At 69.1% G+C, this 16,263-nt stretch carries 9 protein-coding genes and 4 pseudogenes; 8 read left to right on the top strand and 5 right to left on the bottom strand.

Going from position 1 to position 16,263, the window contains the following annotated elements; translation table 11 throughout:
* Window positions 1–1,681: 1,681 nt before the first annotated feature.
* Window positions 1,682–2,254: an acyl carrier protein gene (locus tag ACFVJQ_RS38450; RefSeq protein ID WP_385790390.1), complete on the top strand. Its 573-nt coding sequence runs from the start codon at window positions 1,682–1,684 to the stop codon at window positions 2,252–2,254.
* A gap of 101 nt (window positions 2,255–2,355) precedes the next feature.
* Here the strand turns inward: ACFVJQ_RS38450 and ACFVJQ_RS38445 are convergent, their stop codons facing one another.
* On the bottom strand, window positions 2,356–2,778 hold the full coding sequence (locus ACFVJQ_RS38445; RefSeq protein WP_385790388.1) for a hypothetical protein: 423 nt from the start codon (window positions 2,776–2,778) through the stop codon (window positions 2,356–2,358).
* A gap of 842 nt (window positions 2,779–3,620) precedes the next feature.
* On the opposite strand from ACFVJQ_RS38445, the pseudogene ACFVJQ_RS38440 reads away from it, so the two are divergent.
* A pseudogene (locus ACFVJQ_RS38440) lies at window positions 3,621–3,978 on the top strand (ATP-binding cassette domain-containing protein); the annotation flags it as partial.
* Here the strand turns inward: ACFVJQ_RS38440 and ACFVJQ_RS38435 are convergent.
* Entirely contained in the window at window positions 3,962–5,158 is a 1,197-nt protein-coding gene (locus ACFVJQ_RS38435; protein ID WP_385517848.1) for an ABC transporter substrate-binding protein, read from the bottom strand. The pseudogene ACFVJQ_RS38440 and the gene ACFVJQ_RS38435 overlap by 17 nt on opposite strands.
* Before the next feature lie 34 nt (window positions 5,159–5,192).
* Window positions 5,193–5,519, bottom strand: a complete 327-nt coding sequence (locus tag ACFVJQ_RS38430; RefSeq protein ID WP_385790386.1) for a hypothetical protein — start codon at window positions 5,517–5,519, stop codon at window positions 5,193–5,195.
* Between the two features lie 648 nt (window positions 5,520–6,167).
* Here ACFVJQ_RS38430 and ACFVJQ_RS38425 point away from each other — a divergent pair.
* The 4 genes and pseudogenes from ACFVJQ_RS38425 to ACFVJQ_RS38410 all read left to right on the top strand — a co-directional run bounded on the left by ACFVJQ_RS38425 (window position 6,168) and on the right by ACFVJQ_RS38410 (window position 11,762).
* Window positions 6,168–9,875 carry a toll/interleukin-1 receptor domain-containing protein gene (locus ACFVJQ_RS38425; protein WP_385790384.1) on the top strand — a complete coding sequence of 1,236 codons (3,708 nt, stop codon included), beginning with the start codon at window positions 6,168–6,170 and terminating at the stop codon, window positions 9,873–9,875.
* A gap of 90 nt (window positions 9,876–9,965) precedes the next feature.
* Window positions 9,966–10,760: pseudogene (locus ACFVJQ_RS38420) on the top strand (transposase); the annotation flags it as partial.
* A 298-nt stretch (window positions 10,761–11,058) separates the two neighbouring features.
* Window positions 11,059–11,223: pseudogene (locus ACFVJQ_RS38415) on the top strand (aldehyde dehydrogenase family protein); the annotation flags it as partial.
* Window positions 11,224–11,477: 254 nt separating this feature from the next.
* The gene (locus tag ACFVJQ_RS38410) at window positions 11,478–11,762 is read left to right on the top strand and encodes a hypothetical protein (protein ID WP_385517837.1); all 285 of its coding nucleotides are present in this window, start codon (window positions 11,478–11,480) and stop codon (window positions 11,760–11,762) included.
* 555 nt (window positions 11,763–12,317) lie between these two features.
* Here ACFVJQ_RS38410 and ACFVJQ_RS38405 read toward each other — a convergent pair.
* Entirely contained in the window at window positions 12,318–13,238 is a 921-nt protein-coding gene (locus ACFVJQ_RS38405) for an NADP-dependent oxidoreductase (RefSeq protein ID WP_385517561.1), read from the bottom strand.
* A 68-nt stretch (window positions 13,239–13,306) separates the two neighbouring features.
* Window positions 13,307–13,542 (bottom strand): annotated as a pseudogene (locus tag ACFVJQ_RS38400) (hypothetical protein); the annotation flags it as partial.
* A gap of 799 nt (window positions 13,543–14,341) precedes the next feature.
* Here ACFVJQ_RS38400 and ACFVJQ_RS38395 point away from each other — a divergent pair.
* A complete protein-coding gene (locus ACFVJQ_RS38395; RefSeq protein ID WP_385790382.1) occupies window positions 14,342–14,974 on the top strand; it encodes a response regulator transcription factor in 633 nt (210 codons plus the stop codon).
* Between the two features lie 230 nt (window positions 14,975–15,204).
* Window positions 15,205–16,239, top strand: coding sequence for a DUF4331 family protein (locus ACFVJQ_RS38390; protein WP_385790380.1), 1,035 nt, complete (start codon window positions 15,205–15,207; stop codon window positions 16,237–16,239).
* The last annotated feature ends 24 nt before the right edge of the window (window positions 16,240–16,263 follow it).

Genomic DNA, 16,263 nt, shown 5'->3' with positions numbered 1-16,263 from the left:
CCCGGACCACGACTCAACCTGCTCAACCGTCAGCGACTCTTCACACTGTCAGAACAACGAGCAGCAAGGCCGACCGTCACGCCACATGCGGTTGCGGTATTAGGACTCAGGGGCCCGCAACGCGGGCGCACTCGGAGCCCGGGCATCAGGTTCACCGACGTGCACAGCGATCGCCATGCGCGGTGTGGGCACGTCACCCGGTTTCTGCCCGCCTGGTCTCGAGCGGTTCGGTACTCAACCTCCGACGAGAATCGCTCAGCCTTCACTGCGACAGGTCAGGTGCGGCGGCGTGGCCGCCGTGCCGGGGTCCCAGTTTGGGAGCGTGCTTGCTGCCGTGGGATCGCGGGCCCCGGGCGGTGGACGAACTCGGTAGCCACGGTGAGGACCTGCTCCTTGATCTCAGGTCCTGTCATGATGACCACCGCCTGGGACAGCCGGGCGATGTTGGCCTCTGCACGTCCCGCACAGGGCTGCATCAGAGCAGCGGGCCCGCGAACTCGCGGCCGCTGCACGCCATCCTGTACGGAGACCCGGAACCGCTGGCCCGCGCCGCACCCACCGACTCCTTCTGACGCACGAGGGCAACGCCATCACGGAGAGGAAGTCTCCACGGCAGGCCCGGCAAGCGGTCCCGGCATCGGCGCGCTGGCCTTTGCCGCGTTCCAGTCCATGAGGAACCGGGGCACGCAGGTCCCGGCGGTCGACCAGGCGAATCGCTGTAGACGCTGTCCGCGTCCGCGCGCTCGAGGAATCCGCGCGCCGTGAGTCGCTCGATGGAATCGACGGCACAACTCGACTCACGACTACCTCCCGACAAGCCCTCCGACGGAGTGCGCGCTCTTGGCGAGCACGATGCGACAACGTGGGCGGAACCCCGAGATCACCGGTTGTCGGCCGACCGGGCACCGAAGCGGCAGCCACCGCTGCGGGCATTGCACGTGACGCCAGACGGCGATGCCGCGCTCGCGGGCTAGGGACAACCCCCGCGCGGGCGGGGACCACCGCGTCCGTGACAGGGCTGCCGCCGGCCGCTTCGGACAACCCCCGCCCGCGCGGGGGTAGTCCGGCGGACTGGGTGGACCTTCACTCGACAGCGCTGTCGTCCCCGCCCGCGCGGGGGTAGTCCCACGCTCGGCCTCCATAGCCGTCTCGCTCTTGTGTCGTCCCTGCCCACGCGGGGTGCTCCGTCGGGGCGGCGGGCTTTCCGGTCTTGGCCTGCGTCCTCCCCTCCGACGCGGGGGTGTGCGGAAGAGGAACTCGGCGGCACGGCGGCCCGCCGCGTCCACGGCCTGCTCAGCAGCCCCTTGGGCACCGCGGCCGCAACGCCGAAGGCACGCCTCGTACGCGGCGTCGGCCTTCGCCACCGCCTCTTCCGACAGGCGAACCTGGCAGTAAGTGCGGCTCGGGTAGCTACTCTTCGAACGTGGATCAGGCGTGGGTAGCGGTCATCGGGGCGGCTGTGGGTTCGGTTGGCGCAACAGGGGCCGCTTTTGTCACAGCCTGGGCAGGTCGCCGACAAGCATCCATCCAGGCAACAAGTCAACAAGAGCAGTGGCGGCGCCAGTTGAGGCGCGACACATACGGTGCTCTCCTCCGTGCCGGCGCAGAGGCCCGGGACGAACTCGGGTCTCTTTACACCAACCTGCGGGGCCAACGGACTGCGGAAGACTCAGAGCGACTCGTGACGCGCCTGAACGAGACGAAACCACTCATCAACGCCGTACGGCTCGCCACCGCCTCGGTCTTTGTTGAGGGCCCTCCCTCCGTCCTTCCAGCCGCCAAGCGCGTGGAAGAGGGATTGGTCCTTTTCCACACAGCGATGACGGCAGTCGCCACAGGAACAGCCGGCACCGGCGACGACACGGTCGCTGGATACCTCGCCATCTGCGGACGGCAGCGCGTCGGTGTCCGAACCGCTCTGATGGACTTCGCTTCGGCAGCGAGGGGGGTGCTGGACGGCGACTCCAGCCAGGAGCTCTCTACCGAGCTACCCCCAGCACAGGACTGCACCGAAGAATTGTCCTGGCTCCTGGACGGCATGGAAGAGGCACTTGGACTTCAACGGTCCCAGTTGGATGCAGATGTGACGCTCTCGGAACACGGGCTCGATTCCCTAACGGCTTTGCACCTGGGACACCATCTTCGCCAGAGACACGGCCTCGTCATGGAGGAGAGCTGGTTCCTCGGAATGGGCGATCAGACCGTGCGGCAGGTCGCAGGCCATATCGCCAAACTGCGGGCGAGCGGCAGTTGAGCATCACCTGAACTCCTCAAGGAAGACCACTGCTGCCCCATCAGACGCGCTGTACCTGCTGAACACGGCTCAGCCCGTACGAGCCGAGAGGCAGCTCTCCGTTACGCAGCGTCCACCGTCATCCTGCCTGCGGCCGGACACGCCATGGCCGCACGCTGGCGGACAGCATGCAGCTCGCCAAGGCGCTGGCGGAGGAGGAGCTCGGCAGCTCGGCGGCCCGCAGTGACCGCGGCCTGCTCAGCAACGTCTTTGGCTCTGCGGCCGCCCCGCCGCAGGCACGCCTCGTACGCGGCGTCGGCCTCCGCCACCGCCTCTTCCGATCCCAGCAGTCGGCGCAGCGCGGCTGCGTGCCGCTCGTCCCGGATCCGCTGCGCCACCTGCGGCGCGGTGAACGCGACCAGAGCCGGATCGGCGTCCGAACCGCAGGCCCGCTCGCACGCCGTCGCCAGCAGGGCGCGGGTGTCCGTCTCGCACTGCTGGGTGAGCTCGGCGACCCCGGCCGCGTCCGACAGGTCAGCCCGCACAGCGACCGCCTCCCGCACCAGTCCCTCGGTACGCCGCCGGGAGGAGCACACCGGACACAGGCCCGCGGATTCGGGCAGAGCCCGCAGTCCGCACACGGCGCCTGCCTGTGGGCCAGCTTTGCGTCCTCCTTGAGGGCACGGCGCCGAGCGATCACCTGCCGACGCTGCTCAACCTCACGCTCGGCCCGGGCCCTGCGCCCGCTGCTCCTCGAGGACGGTCTCCTCGCGCAGTCTCCGCTCGACCTCGGCCCGGCGCGCGGCCGGATCGCTGTACGGCATCTCCGCCTCCACCTGGGCCGCGACCCGAGCCCGCAGAGTGCACCGCGTGTGGACGATGTTCCCGCAGGCCGGGCAGTCGGTACCGGTGTCGAGACGGACGCTGTCATCGCACCTCAAGTCCGGGCAAGCAGGGCGCTGAACCAGCCCCCGACCTAGCAGCCGGCCCATCGGATCGCGCACCAGAGTCTCACTCCCGACCTCCTCTAGCCGGTCGGTGAGCCGAGCCGCGAGCACCCGCGGCGCTGCCTTCGGATCCACGATCCCAGACAGGGCCTCCAGGGCCCGCGCAGCAGCGCGAAGGGCGACGACCTGCTGACCGCCGCGGAGCCGCCCCCACAGGTAGGCCACCGGAGCCAAAGCGACCCGCAAACGAAGATCGCCAAGGTCAGCCACCCTCCGCCGTTGCTGCTGCCGTCCACGAGCACCATCCCACAACCGTCAGCTGCGAACAGACCCCCCGAGCGCTCCGTCGCCAATCCTCCGCCCTGACCATCTCCTCGGTTTTCCTCGCGAAGCGGGTCATCCCCATCGAGGGCCCGCTGGAACGATGCAACCAGGGCGTCCTCGGCCTGGTCCTCTCCACGCTCTCCGGCGGCGAACGGCAGCGCATCAAACTGGCCACGCGACTGCACCGGACGGGCGCGGTCTACATGCTCGACGAACCGACGACCGGCCTGCGCATGGCGGACGTGGCGGGCCTCGTCGCCCTGCTGGACCGGATCGTCGACTCGGGTAACACGGTCATCGTCGTCGAGCGCAACCTCGACGTGTCGCCCGGGCCGACTGGGTGATCGGCCTCGGTCCGGACGGCGGCGAGATCGTCTTCGAGGGGACGCCCACCAACTCCTGCAGGCAAAGGGGTCGTTCACCGGGGAGCACTTGCGGCGGGCGGTTCGGGCGGACGTCAACGTGCCGACGTGAGCTCCCCGGTGAGCGGTACGCCCGGATGTACGCGGTTGCTGACGACGGCGAGCCGGGGGCCTTCTGCGCCGTGGTGCCACTGTCCGCCGACCAGAGGGAGGAGGGCGATGTTGGGCGTCGGCCCCCGGGTCCAGTCGAGGCGCCCGGCGATGGTGTCGAGGCTAGTGCCGGCGAGGGCCTCCGCGACGGAGGCCCGGTCGGTGGGGTCGTCCGCGACGGCGAGAGCGTGGTGCGCCGTCTCCAGGAGGGCGTGGGCCAGGCCGAGGGGCTGGAGCCAGGCCGCGCCGGTGTCCTGCTGGTAGGCGTGGGCGAGCTCGGCACACGTGGTGCCGTCCAGGCTGGAGCGGTAGGGGTGGCCGGGGCTCCAGTAGACCAGGGTGGCCACGCCCGCGTCGGCGAGTTCACTGTGGACGTCGGGGGCGGGGGCGGTGTGGGTGTGCGGGTAGGTCAGCCAGCGTGAGCAGGTGATCAGCCGCGGACGCAGCCCTGCCTCGCGGGCCTGGCGGTGGAAGAGGGCGAGGTCGGTGGCGGTGGCGGCGCTGGTGATGAGGTCGGCGCCGTGCTTCCGCATGCGGCCGACCTGCGCGTGGAAGCCGTCGGCGGGTTCCCGGTAGGCGCCTAGGTCGACCAGGGTGTGCCCGCGCGGGGATGTCACCGGGGCGAAGCCGTACCGGTCGTGACGCAGCAGGCCGCCCTGCAGGTCGTCGTTCCAGAGGCACCCGACGGCGCCCCGCCCGTCGACACGATCCCACAGGTCGGCGAAGACGGCCGCGATGTCGTCCAGTCCCCACGCGAAGTGGTACGTCCACCGGAAACGGTGCCCGGGCCCGGCGCCGCGTGTGTGGACGTACGCCTGCCAGGGGAACGTGGTCGACACACAGGGGACCCGGGCCTCTTCGCAGGCGTCGGTGACGGCGGGCAGGACCCGGGTGCCGGCCATGGTGAGCACGACGTTCGCGCCGTCGGCATCGGCCAGGTCGCGCACGGCCTGCCGGGCCGCGTCAGGATCCGAACGGCTGTCGCGCACGACGATGGTCACGTCGTGGCGGCGGCCACCGTTGCGAATGTGCGCGAGCCGGGGTGCGAGCCGGCGCAGAGCGTACGACAACGGTGACCCGAGAGGGGCCAGTCGACCCGTCAAAGGCGCTACTACGCCCACACACAGGGAAGTTGACGACATCGTGCCCCTCTCTTCACTGAACCGGTGTGGCTGCTCAGTGGCCGGAGCGGTCCGCGGTGACGCAGGTGGTCTTGCTGAACACGGCCACCGTCTCATTGCCGCAGTTGTTGCTGTGTCCCGAGGCGTTCCGGGCGAAGAGCAAGTTGGACAGGACGCCGCCGCTGGGGCCCGCCTGGTCGCCGCCCCCCTTGCCGTCGTCCTCGGCCACACAGGTGCGCTCCTTGAAGAGCGCCACCTTGCCCGTCCCGCAGAGGTTGGCGTGGCCGGAGGAGTTCCGGCCGGAGAGGTTGGACAGCACACCGCCCGCCCCCACGTCGCCGTCACCGGCATGGGCCGTGGCCATGCCGGCGGGAACAGCCATGAGCATCCCCACAATCGAGGCCACTACCGTCATGCGCCGCGTGCCGTACATCTGTGTCGGTTTCCTTCCGCTGGATCGGTTGCCGGCCGTCCCGGCCGGAGCACTACGACTAACGACACGTCGGAAGATCGGCACGGTCTTAGAGGGGTGAATGATCCGCAAGACCGTTGATCAGGTACTGCGACGGGATGCCGGCCGCGTGGGCGTTGACACGTCAAGGAGCGGTCCGCACTGTGAGCCGATGGGGTGGTTTGACCGGCTGTCGGCCGATCATGCGTGCGGAGTCCGCGAACACTGGATGGGGGGGTGGCGCGGGCCACCGGGGAAGGGGGACGGCATGGCCGACGGCACAGTTTTGGTGGCGGTGGCGGAGCATCCGGAGGACGGGGCGCCACCGCTGGGCAGTTGGCGTGCATCGCCGAGGGAATCCGGGCGCGCGGCCTAGATCGGCGAGCGGGATCGGGATACTCCCGGGCCAGCGTCTCCAGTTCCTCGGCCTGCGTGGCGTACATCCGCGCGGCAGGGGCGGATTGCTGCGGTGTTGTTCGGCGGCGCTTGCGGGACGTACGGCCACGCTATCGGTGGGAGGCCGCCGGGCTCGGGCGGCGTGGCACAATGTCGGTCCATCCACGGGGGTCGGGGGCTGTTGTGGTTGAGCGTCGGACACAGCGGTACGACGCTTTCGTCACGTACGCGCATGCGGATACCTCCATCGCCGACGCCGTCGCGCGCGGCCTCCAGGTCTTCGGTAGGGCGTGGTATCAGACGCGGGTACTGCGCGTGTTCCGGGACACCACGTCCTTGGCAGCCTCGTCATCCTTGTGGTCGGCACTGGAACAGGCGCTGCTGTCGTCCCGGTACTTGATCGTTTTGCTGTCTCCGGCCGGGGCAATGTCTCCCTGGCTGAACCGGGAGGTCACCACTTTCCTGCAGCAGCATGACGCCGGGCGCATACTGCTTGTCGTCACCGACGGCGAGGTCGTGTGGGACGCCCAGACAGGCGACTTTGCTCAGGATCGGAGCAGCGCCGTTCCCCAGGCGTTGTTTGGAGTGTTCGCAGATGAGCCGAGGTGGGTGGATCTACGCTGGGCCAGAGGTGAGCACCAGCTGACCCTGCGGGACCCCAGGCTGATGGACACGCTGGCTTCGCTGGCGGCGGTCCTGCATGGCGTTCCGCTCGATGAGCTCGCTGGGGAGCACGTTCGCCAGCGCCGAAGGACCCGCTATCTGGTCTTCGGCATCGTTGCAACGCTGACGCTCCTTGTCTTGCTGAGCTCGACGTTGGGCGTGCTGCTGTGGCGGGAACAGCACAGCCGTGTGGACTGGCCTGTCCTGGTGGGAGTGGTCGCCGCAGGTGGCGGGGCGCTGCTGGCGATCGTGACGGTTCGCAGTGGCTGGCGAAGACTGGTAAGTCGCGCGCACCGCGCGCCGCCGGACACCGGGGATCCGCTGACGTACCAGGGCATGCATGCGCCGGCTCCGCCGTTCCCGCTGTTGGAGTACTTTCGCGGCCGGTTGCGCAGGTGGCGGGAGATTGACTTGTACGTCGGTCCGGTCGCCGACGCCGACCGCGATATGGCTCTTCAGCTCGCCGATACCGTACGCCGGCTTGGACAGCCTCGCCTGCGGCGCGGACAGCTGCGTGTGGTGGTCGACATGCGACCCGCTGATGAGGTCGACAACCTGTCTGACTCCTATGAGGCGGCATTGCGCGCCCGCCACTATCTTCACCTTGGCAGCCCGGATACGGTCGGTGCGGAGGCCGGGAACCTCATCCTTCAGGAGTGGTTGCGCGTCCATCCGCGAGAGCGACTTCTTCTCGGAGTGGCTCGCCTTCGTGAGGATTCGGGTCAAGAAGAGCGAGTAAATCTGGCTGCCGAGGCGGTCCTACCGCAGGTCCTGCGGGGCGGCTCAATTGACATGTCAGGCCGGGTGTTCGACCTGCGTGTATCTGCCACGGGGCGGGCCGGAGGGCAGGGCGCTCGGGACTTGTCCGAGCTCGCCCGCCTCGTTGGCCGATTGCTGGGCGTGGACCCGCATCTTGTCACCAGCGGGGGCCTGAGGGCCCTTCGAGTGGCCAGGCGCCGGTCACGGATCGAGGAGCCACTGGAGCGGTGGAACCTGTCCGAGACGGTGCAACTTCGCGCTCATGCCGAAATCGCGGTTCACCTGCCCGAGATGCAGTCGGCCATGGCCGCCCTCGGGCAGTCCCCCCTGGCCTACTTTCTCGAGATACTCGCCAATGAGGACGAGCTGATTTCGCGGGAGGTGGTCCCCCGAGCAGCAGAACTGCTCGCGCAGGCAGAGCGGAATGCGGCCCGCGAGACCTGGATCAGGATGGGACAGCCCCGTCGGCGCGGAAAGACAGCCGAATTCCTCGGGCCCTGCGCCATGACGGCGACGACGGTGGGCCTGGCAGCTCTGGCCGGCTCTGCGGTGTCCAGATCGGCTGCAGTACTCTATCCCGCCCTGGTCGTCACGGTCTCAGGCGTCAGTGCTCTGGTGGGGACACTGTTGGCGAACCGGCGGGCGGCCGGGTTCGAGGTGCGCCGGCAGAAGGCGTTCATCTCCAGGTACGCCATCGCCGTCGCCGCAGCCGTGGAAGCGCTGCAGGACGCCATGCAGGGATCCGTGCTCCTGCCGTTCCTTCGGCAACGGCTCAACGAGGAGCTAACGGTGACCGACGGCTTCGTCGCCGTACGGTACGACCCAGCGGTTCTCACCACCCAAACTCCCGACCGTTTCAGGCTGGAGACTGCCGCCTTCCAGCGAACGGCCGCGAGAATCGGCGCGCCCGGGGGTGCTGCCATCGGTCTTGCCGGCCCCCGCGGGGTCGGCAAGACCACGCTGTTGTCGTTTCTGGCCCAAACCCGGTTGTTCCATCATCCGCACTCGTCCGGAAGCCAACTCGGCGTGCAGATTTCGGCTCCAGTACGCTACGACTCTGCCGATTTCATCACACAAATCTTGGCTACGGTCTGCCGTGAGGTCATCCGCACGGGCGGTTCCTCACAGCGCCTCGCCCCGCACGGATACCTCGCCGCGGCCACATCGACCGTGAAGCGCACCGCGGCGGCCGTGCTACTGGCCATCGCGCTCACGGCGATTCCCGTCGCCGCGGGCTGGGTTGAGGCCAACGGGCGGCAGGTGGTCCTGGCCGCACTGGTCGGCCTGGCCCTCGTCTGCGCGGTCGTCGCATTCGATGCCAGCAGCACGGTGCAGCGCATGCACCGACGCCTCCGGTACACGTCCGCCACGGTCGGCGGATCGATGATCGCACGATCGTCGGGGCAGCGGATCCGCGACCTGACGGAGGCGGCCGGCGTGATCCTCAACCGACTGTATTTCCGCGAGGAACGGTCGCTGTCAGCAGGGTTGAAGCTTCCAGTACTGCTGGGGATCGAAGCAAACGGCAGCGGAAACCTGCTGTATGAGGGGCGGCCCTGGACAACACCGGAGATCGTCCAGCAGTTCCGTCAGTTCGTTGGGGCGCTCAACAACAGCGGATATCGGGTCGTCATCGCCGTCGACGAGCTCGACAAGGTCGACGACGACGAGGAGGTGATTCGGCTCCTAAACGACCTCAAGACGCTGTTCGGACTGGCCAACTGCTATTTCCTCGTTGCCGTCTCGCTCAGCGCGATGGTTCGCTTCCAGCAGCGCGGCCTGCCCTTCCAGGACGCCTTCGAGAGCGCGCTGGATGAGGTCATCTCCGTCGAGCCCCTCACCGCCACGGAAACGGTAGAACTCTTGCAACGACGACTGACGGGCATCCCAGCCCCGTCGGCGCTCCTGTGCCACATAGTCGGAGCTGGACTGCCTCGTGACGTCATCCGTGCACTGCGTCACCTCGCGGCCGCCGCTACCGAGGCCCGGCCGTCCCCACTGCTGGCGCTGGTCACCGACGACCTGCACACCCGGCTCGCGGCTGCCCGCACGCGCCTGCAGCTCACAGGAAAAGATCCCACCGAACGGGTGCGCCGCATCCTCGATCTGACACAGCTGCCGTTCGACTCCCGGCATTGGCTCGAAGTACTCGCACCCATTCTGGCCGAGGTGTGGCAGCGGCTGCGGCCCGGTTCCGTGGCACGCTCGCCCGGTGAGGCCAACGCCGAGGATCGGGAAGACGACCGGCTGATGCTTTTCATCGGCTGGGCGGTGACCACCGCAGAATTTGCTACCTCCCTGACGGACGGATCACATGGCAACAGGGCAGCCCAGACCTCAATCGCAGAAAAGCTCGCAGTCTGCCGCCGCATGCTCGCCATCGACATGCGGGACGCCTTCGTGTCCCTCACCCAGATCCGCGCCGCGCTCGACATGACGGCCCTTCATGACAACAGCACCGCACCCTAACTTGATCTTTAACGTCCGACGTCGAATGTGCGTCGAACTTGATCACTCGGACCGGTAACTGCCGTACGCGGAAGCGGCCTTCGTCTGAACATGTGCTCCGACCAAGGAACACACACGTCCAGCACGAAGGCCGTGAGGATGAGTCTGCTGCATCACGATGCCCGGCAGGAGGCGTTGGCGGAACTGTCACGCTTCCGGGGCGAGTTCTACTCCTGTCTCACTGCTCGTTCGGACGCGCTGTTCGAGTTGGCCGATGCTGTGCTGTGCGGTGACGGACCGGTGAGGTCGCTGGCCGAATTGTCGCTGGTGGGCGAACACCGCCGAGGTCACGGCGGGCTCTATGCCGCCCTCGCCCGGGGCCGGGTCGATACCGGTCGGCTGCGGCGAGCCCTGGCCGCAGTGCCACTGCCGCGGGCTGCCGACGGCCAGCTGGTCCTGGCTGTCGACATCACCTGCTGGCTGCGGCCCGACGCCCACACCTCACCGGAACGGATCCTGTGTCACACCTACGGCCGGGGCAAGGACCAGCACATTCCCATCCCCGGCTGGCCCTACTCGATCGTCTGCGTGCTCGAGCCCGGCCGCAGCTCATGGACCGCACCCCTGGACGCACTGCGTCTGGCACCCGGCGACGACAGTGCCACCGTCACCGGCCGGCAGCTGCGCGATCTGCTTCAGCGACTGATCACCGCCGGGCAGTGGCAGGCGGGTGACCCGGACATCCTCATCATCGCGGACGCCGGCTACGACGCACCCCGCCTGGCCTTCCTGCTGGGTGACCTGCCCGTGCAGGTGCTGGCCCGGATGCGCTCGGACCGCGTCCTGCGCAGGGCCGTCCCGCCCCGGCAGCCGCACACCATGGGCCGACCACCCCGGCACGGCAGCGAGTTCGTCTTCGGCCAGCCCGACACCTGGGGCACGCCGGACACCGAAACCGTCACCGACACACGCCTCTACGGCACCGCCACCGCACGCTTCTGGAACCGGCTCCGCCCAAAGCTGACCCACCGCTCTTCCTGGGCGGCAGCCGACGGCACCCTCCCGATCGTCGAGGGGACGGTGATTCGCCTGGACATCGACCACCTGCCCAGCGGAGCAACCCCAAAGCCGGTCTGGCTGTGGTGGTCAGGCACCGGCGCCACCCCGGCAGACGCCGACCGTCTGTGGCAGGCATACCTGCGGCGCCATGGCATTCGCCCGCCGCATGCAGGTCGGCCAGGTACAGATCAACGGAGCCCAGATCGACCTCCTCGCCCCCTTCGGCGGCCGCAAACAGTCAGGCAACGGCCGCGAACTCGGCCGCTACGGCCTGGAGGAGTTCCTCCAGACCAAAGCCATCCACACATGAGCGGCGGCCCGCTGCGGTTGCGGCCCGTCGGGCCGTGACCGCCGGCCCCCGCGGATCACACCCAAGCCCCGGGGTCAGGGTCGGACCCGGTACTCCCCCGACCTCGACCCCGGCTCGGGCCGACCCCGGACCCCCGGCCGAGGCCGGCCTCCCGGCGGCGCGCACACCGCGCGCCGCCGGATCGTGCCCGCTACCACCCGCCCGCCTGCCGGCACCGGTGGGGCGAAATCATCATCTCGTCCAGAAGGAACGGCATGTCCAAGTCGAAGCCCACGCGCAAAGACCTCAAGGCGGCACGCGACCGCGCCGCCGAGGCGATGCTGAAAACAGGCACCGTGCTACGACAGGACCCCCGGTTCCGCCCGCTCAGGTCACACCTGCGCCGGGCGACCGCCGCAACCGCCACACCCAGCGAGCGCGCCCACGCCAGGGAGCAGCTCATCAGTGCCGCCGTCTGGCAGGATCCCGAGTTTGAGCACGCGCTGGCCGAGCTGGACAAGATCCGCAAGCAGCTGCCGTGGTGGAAACGCATCTGGTAACAGCCGGAGAGGACCCCACACCAACCGCTGTGCCCCATCCGCGTCACTGACGCAACCGCACCTGTCAGCCTGGCGATGACCGACCAGCAAGCAACCCACCACTCAAACGCACTGGCACTGCCCACCAGACAAGCATGATCAAAACGCCCGCTGCGAGCTCAGCGGGACCTCATCGCCGAACAGCGGCCCCAGCTCGTCCCGAACCCTGGTCGCAAAGCTGCCCTTTGGGAACGACGCCCGCGACACCCGCACCGTGTCCGCCGGGATCTCCCCCGGTTCCATCGGCTGTATCGACACCTGAACCCACCCCATACGCCAACGTCGGCCTTCACGACCACAACCGGGTCGTGAAGGCCGACGTCACGCCGGGCCCCGAATTAACCAACGGCATCATTGATGTCGGCGGGGCGCGGTGCCGTACGGCTGATGTCAGGCGGCGATGACGAGGGCCGTGTGCGTGCGGTGCGGGCCGGGCGTGGTCGGTGCCGGGGCCGGCTTTCATCGCGAGCCCCCCGCGTCACCCTCGGCCTGCCCGCGGGCTGACGGCGGCCTGGGTCAGGGCGTGATCACGAGCTTGCCGCGGGTGCGGCCGGCGCGGCTGGCGTCGAAGGCGGTGCCGACCTGTTCCAGCGGGTAGGTGCCGGCGATCTCGACCGTGAGCGCGCCGCGTTCGGCGAGGGCGGCCAGTTCGGCGAGCTTGGCGCCGTCGGGTCGGACCCAGATCCAGTGGCCGCCGTGCTCCTCGACGGCGGGGTCGGCGATCGAGATGTGGCGTCCCTGGGGACCCAGCACCGCCAGGGTCGTCTCCGCCTGCCCGCCGACGAAGTCCGCCACCGCATCCACCCCGTCGGGCGCCAGCTCCCTCACCCGGTCGGCCAGCCCGTCCCCGTATGTGACGGGTTCGGCGCCCAGGCCGCGTACGAAGTCATGGTTGCGCTCGGAGGCGGTGCCGATGACCCGGGCTCCGCGGGCGACGCCGATCTGCACTCCGATGGAGCCCACCCCACCGGCCGCACCGTGGACCAGCAGCATGTCGCCCACTCCCACTGCGAGCCGGTCGAGGCTGCGCAGCGCGGTCAGCCCCGCCAGCGGCAGCCCACCGGCCTGCGGCCAGTCCAGGATGGCGGGCTTGCGGGCGGTGGCCTGGGCCGACACGGTGACGTACTGGGCGAAGGTGCCCGCATGCACCGCGTCCTTGCGGGCGTAGGCCATGACCTCGTCACCGACCGCGAACTCCGGTGTGTCCGGGCCGATTGCCGTGACGACCCCGGCGACGTCCCAGCCGGGGATGACCGGGAACACCGTGTCCATCAGCCCGTCGAGCGCTCCGGCCATCACCTTCCAGTCCACCGGATTGACCCCGGCCGCGCGCACCTCGATGAGCACAGTCCCGGGTCCGACCTTGGGGTCGGGGACCTCGCCGACCGCCAGATGGGAGTTATCGGCGGCGTAGGCGTCATAGGTGACGGCGCGCATGGAAGGGGCCTTTCTGTCGGGCAAAGCTGCCGGAAATATCCTCAATGTGTACGCGTCACGCCCGTACGCTAACCCCACCCACCGGGTCCCGCCCAGCAGGCGCCGCCGCCACGGGTGGCGGACGCTGCTTCAGGGAGCGAGCACCACGGTCCGCGGCAGTCCACCAAGCGGTCGGCTCCGCGGATGCGAAGACGTCGGAAGCCGCGTGCAGGAGCGCGATGGTCTGCTCGACCACCCACCGTCTGATGCCCAGTCCGGAGCCATGCTCGGTGCCGCGGCGGGCGATAACCGGCTTGATGCCCTTCGCCCAGACCTGACGGCGGTAGCAGTCGTGGTCGTAGCCACAGCCGGCACGCGCATGACGCACTCTTCCCCCGCGAGGTGATCCCCACAGCCGAGCTCCGCCGCCCGCTCGGCGGCAGCGGCACTATGACCTGCGGAAAGAGGTTGTGACACCGTTGCCGTATCCCCTCCTCGTGACGCCTTGCAAGGCGTGAAAATTGGGTCGGCGGCTGTCCGTTGACGTCGGCAGAAACTTGGGGGAGCGATCCCGCGACACAGTCTGATGCCGGAGCTGGTCTGAGGGGCCGTGCACTGTTGCGCTCGAGCACGCCGTTCAGCTTTCCGATGTCCCCTCCCGCTCCACGGGCAGCCGCCGCCTGGCCTGGCCGTTCGAGGAAGCGAGGTGAGGACGGTGCCGGAGCCGGAAGAACTCGGCAGGGCCGAGGACTTGGTGGAGCGGGTCGTGGCGATCGATGTCGCGAAGGCGTCGGGGATGGTGTGTATGCGCCTGCCCCATGAGAGCCGTGCCGGGCGGCGGGTGCAGGAGGTGTGGAACGTCCCGGCGACCACGGCCGCGATTCTGGAACTGGGCGACCGCCTGGTGTGCCAGGGGGTCACGCGGGTGGTCATGGAAGCGACCGGCTCGTACTGGAAGCCGTACTTCTTCCTCCTGGATGCTCAGGCCCTCGTTCATGCCGCCGAAGCCGGTGCGGCAGCTGCGCGACCTGACTCGGCTGCGAACGGTCCTCAACCAGGAACGCGCCCGGCACAAGCAGCGCGTCGAGAAGGTCCTGGAGGACGCCCAGATCTAGCTGACCAGCGTGGTCACCGACCTGTTCGGCGTCTCGGGCCGGGCCATGCTCGCCGCACTCATCGCCGGCGCGCTGCGGTCGAAGCGGCGGGACCTCGCCGCGGCCGTGGTGGAGTTCGCCGAGAGCCGAGCCCGGCGCAACCCCCGTCTCGCCCTCTTCCAGGCCGCGGCCGCTCAGGCACGAGGCCTGCTCGACGGCGATCGCGGCCGGCTGATGGACGCCGCCGGGCTGTACGGGGAGGCACGGCCGCTGCTCCGGGCCGGGGCGCTCAGGGACGCGGGGGAGCTGACGACATCGGCCGCTCGGGCACGGACCTGCTTCGAACAGGCCCTGGAGCTGTACGACAGGTGCGGGGCGCAGGAGGAGAGCGGGCGCCTGCGCAGCCGGCTGCGCAGGCTTGGCATCAGACCGGTGACGGGGGGCTGCGCGGCGGAGGCGGGCTGGCGCGGGCTGACCCCGGCGGAGCTGGGCGTCGTACGGCTGATCGCCCACGGAGCGACCAACCGTGAGGCGGCGGAACGGCTCTTCCTGTCACCGCACACGGTGAACACACATCTGCGGCACGCCTTCAGCAAACTGGGCGTTCGGTCACGTGTTCAACTGGCCCGCTTCTATCTGCGGGAAGTGGACCAGTCGGCCTGAACGTCCTGGTGACGGCAGTCCTCCCGGCGGCCGCCGGGAGCTGTGGGGTTAACCCCACAGCTCCCCTGGGGAGGCGCTCAGCTCTCTTTGGAGACGTCTCGACAGACTGTCCCGCGCCGTCTCAGCAGACTGAGGAACGCAAAGCGCGGCTCGCACCGAGTGCGCCGGCGGACGAACCCACTGGCCACGGCAACGGCGGAACCGGCTACGACACGAAAGCGAGAGACGACATGTCCCACCACCTCGACTCCCCCATCGCCCGCCAGGACCCTCGTCTGGACATCACGGACCTGTATGTCTTCCGAGGTGAGCAGGGCACCGTCTTCGTCACCGACCACAGCCACTCGCTCGCCGGGGAGGACATCCCCCGGGGTCTGCACCCGGAGGGCAAGTACGAGTTCAAGATCGACTCCAACGGCGACGCGGTCGAGGATGTGACGTACCGCTTCACCTTCGGCGAGGCCGACGCGAACGGGCTCCAGACCTACGAGGTGCGCCGGCTGTCCGGCCCCGACGCTCGGAACGACTTCGCCGAGGGCACGCTACTCGGCGAGGGCCGTACGGGTGAGACGCTGGAGCTTCCCGGCGGCAGCCGGGCCTGGGTCGGCAAGGCGGGCGACCCCTTCTGGATCGAGCCCGACGTCCTGCACGCCGTCGGCCACGCCTTCCAGGACGGCACGAAGGTCGACCTGTCCGACTGGAACCCCGCAGAGGCGACGAACCTCTTCGCGGGACACACCGTCCACTCCATCGTCCTGGAGGTCGCCGACGCGGAGCTGCTGCCGATCGCGGGCCACGACCACAGGATCGACGTGTGGGCCGTGGCCTTCCTGGCCACCGACGCCGGCGGCTGGCGTCCGATCAACCGCGCGGGTCTGCCGATGATCCACCCGCTGTTCACCCAGTACAACGAGACGCTCGGTGACCGTCTGAACGAGAACGTGCCGGCCGAGGACGTCGAGCTGTACGGCAAGGCGCTCACCGAGTCGGTGGCCGGTGTCATCCGGGCCTACGGCACTGCGGAGGACCCCGAGGCCTACGCCAGGACGGTCGTGGACCGGATCCTCCCGAACGTCCTCCCCTACGTGGTCGGTACGCCGGCGTCGTATGGCTTCGCGCGCTGGAACGGCCGGACGCTCACCGGCAACGCGCCCGACGTGATGTTCTCCTTCGCCAGCAACACCCCGGTGACGCTCAGCATCGGCAAGAAGTCGGTCACCGCCAAGCCCACCAAGACCTTCCCGTACGTGCCGCCGGCGGCGTGAACGGTCTGACGGAACAAGCCGTGC

Origin of the sequence: Streptomyces sp. NPDC127197 (assembly GCF_042672405.1) — a bacterium.
Classification (GTDB): domain Bacteria; phylum Actinomycetota; class Actinomycetes; order Streptomycetales; family Streptomycetaceae; genus Streptomyces; species Streptomyces flavusporus.
This window is presented reverse-complemented; position numbering and strand designations above follow the sequence as displayed.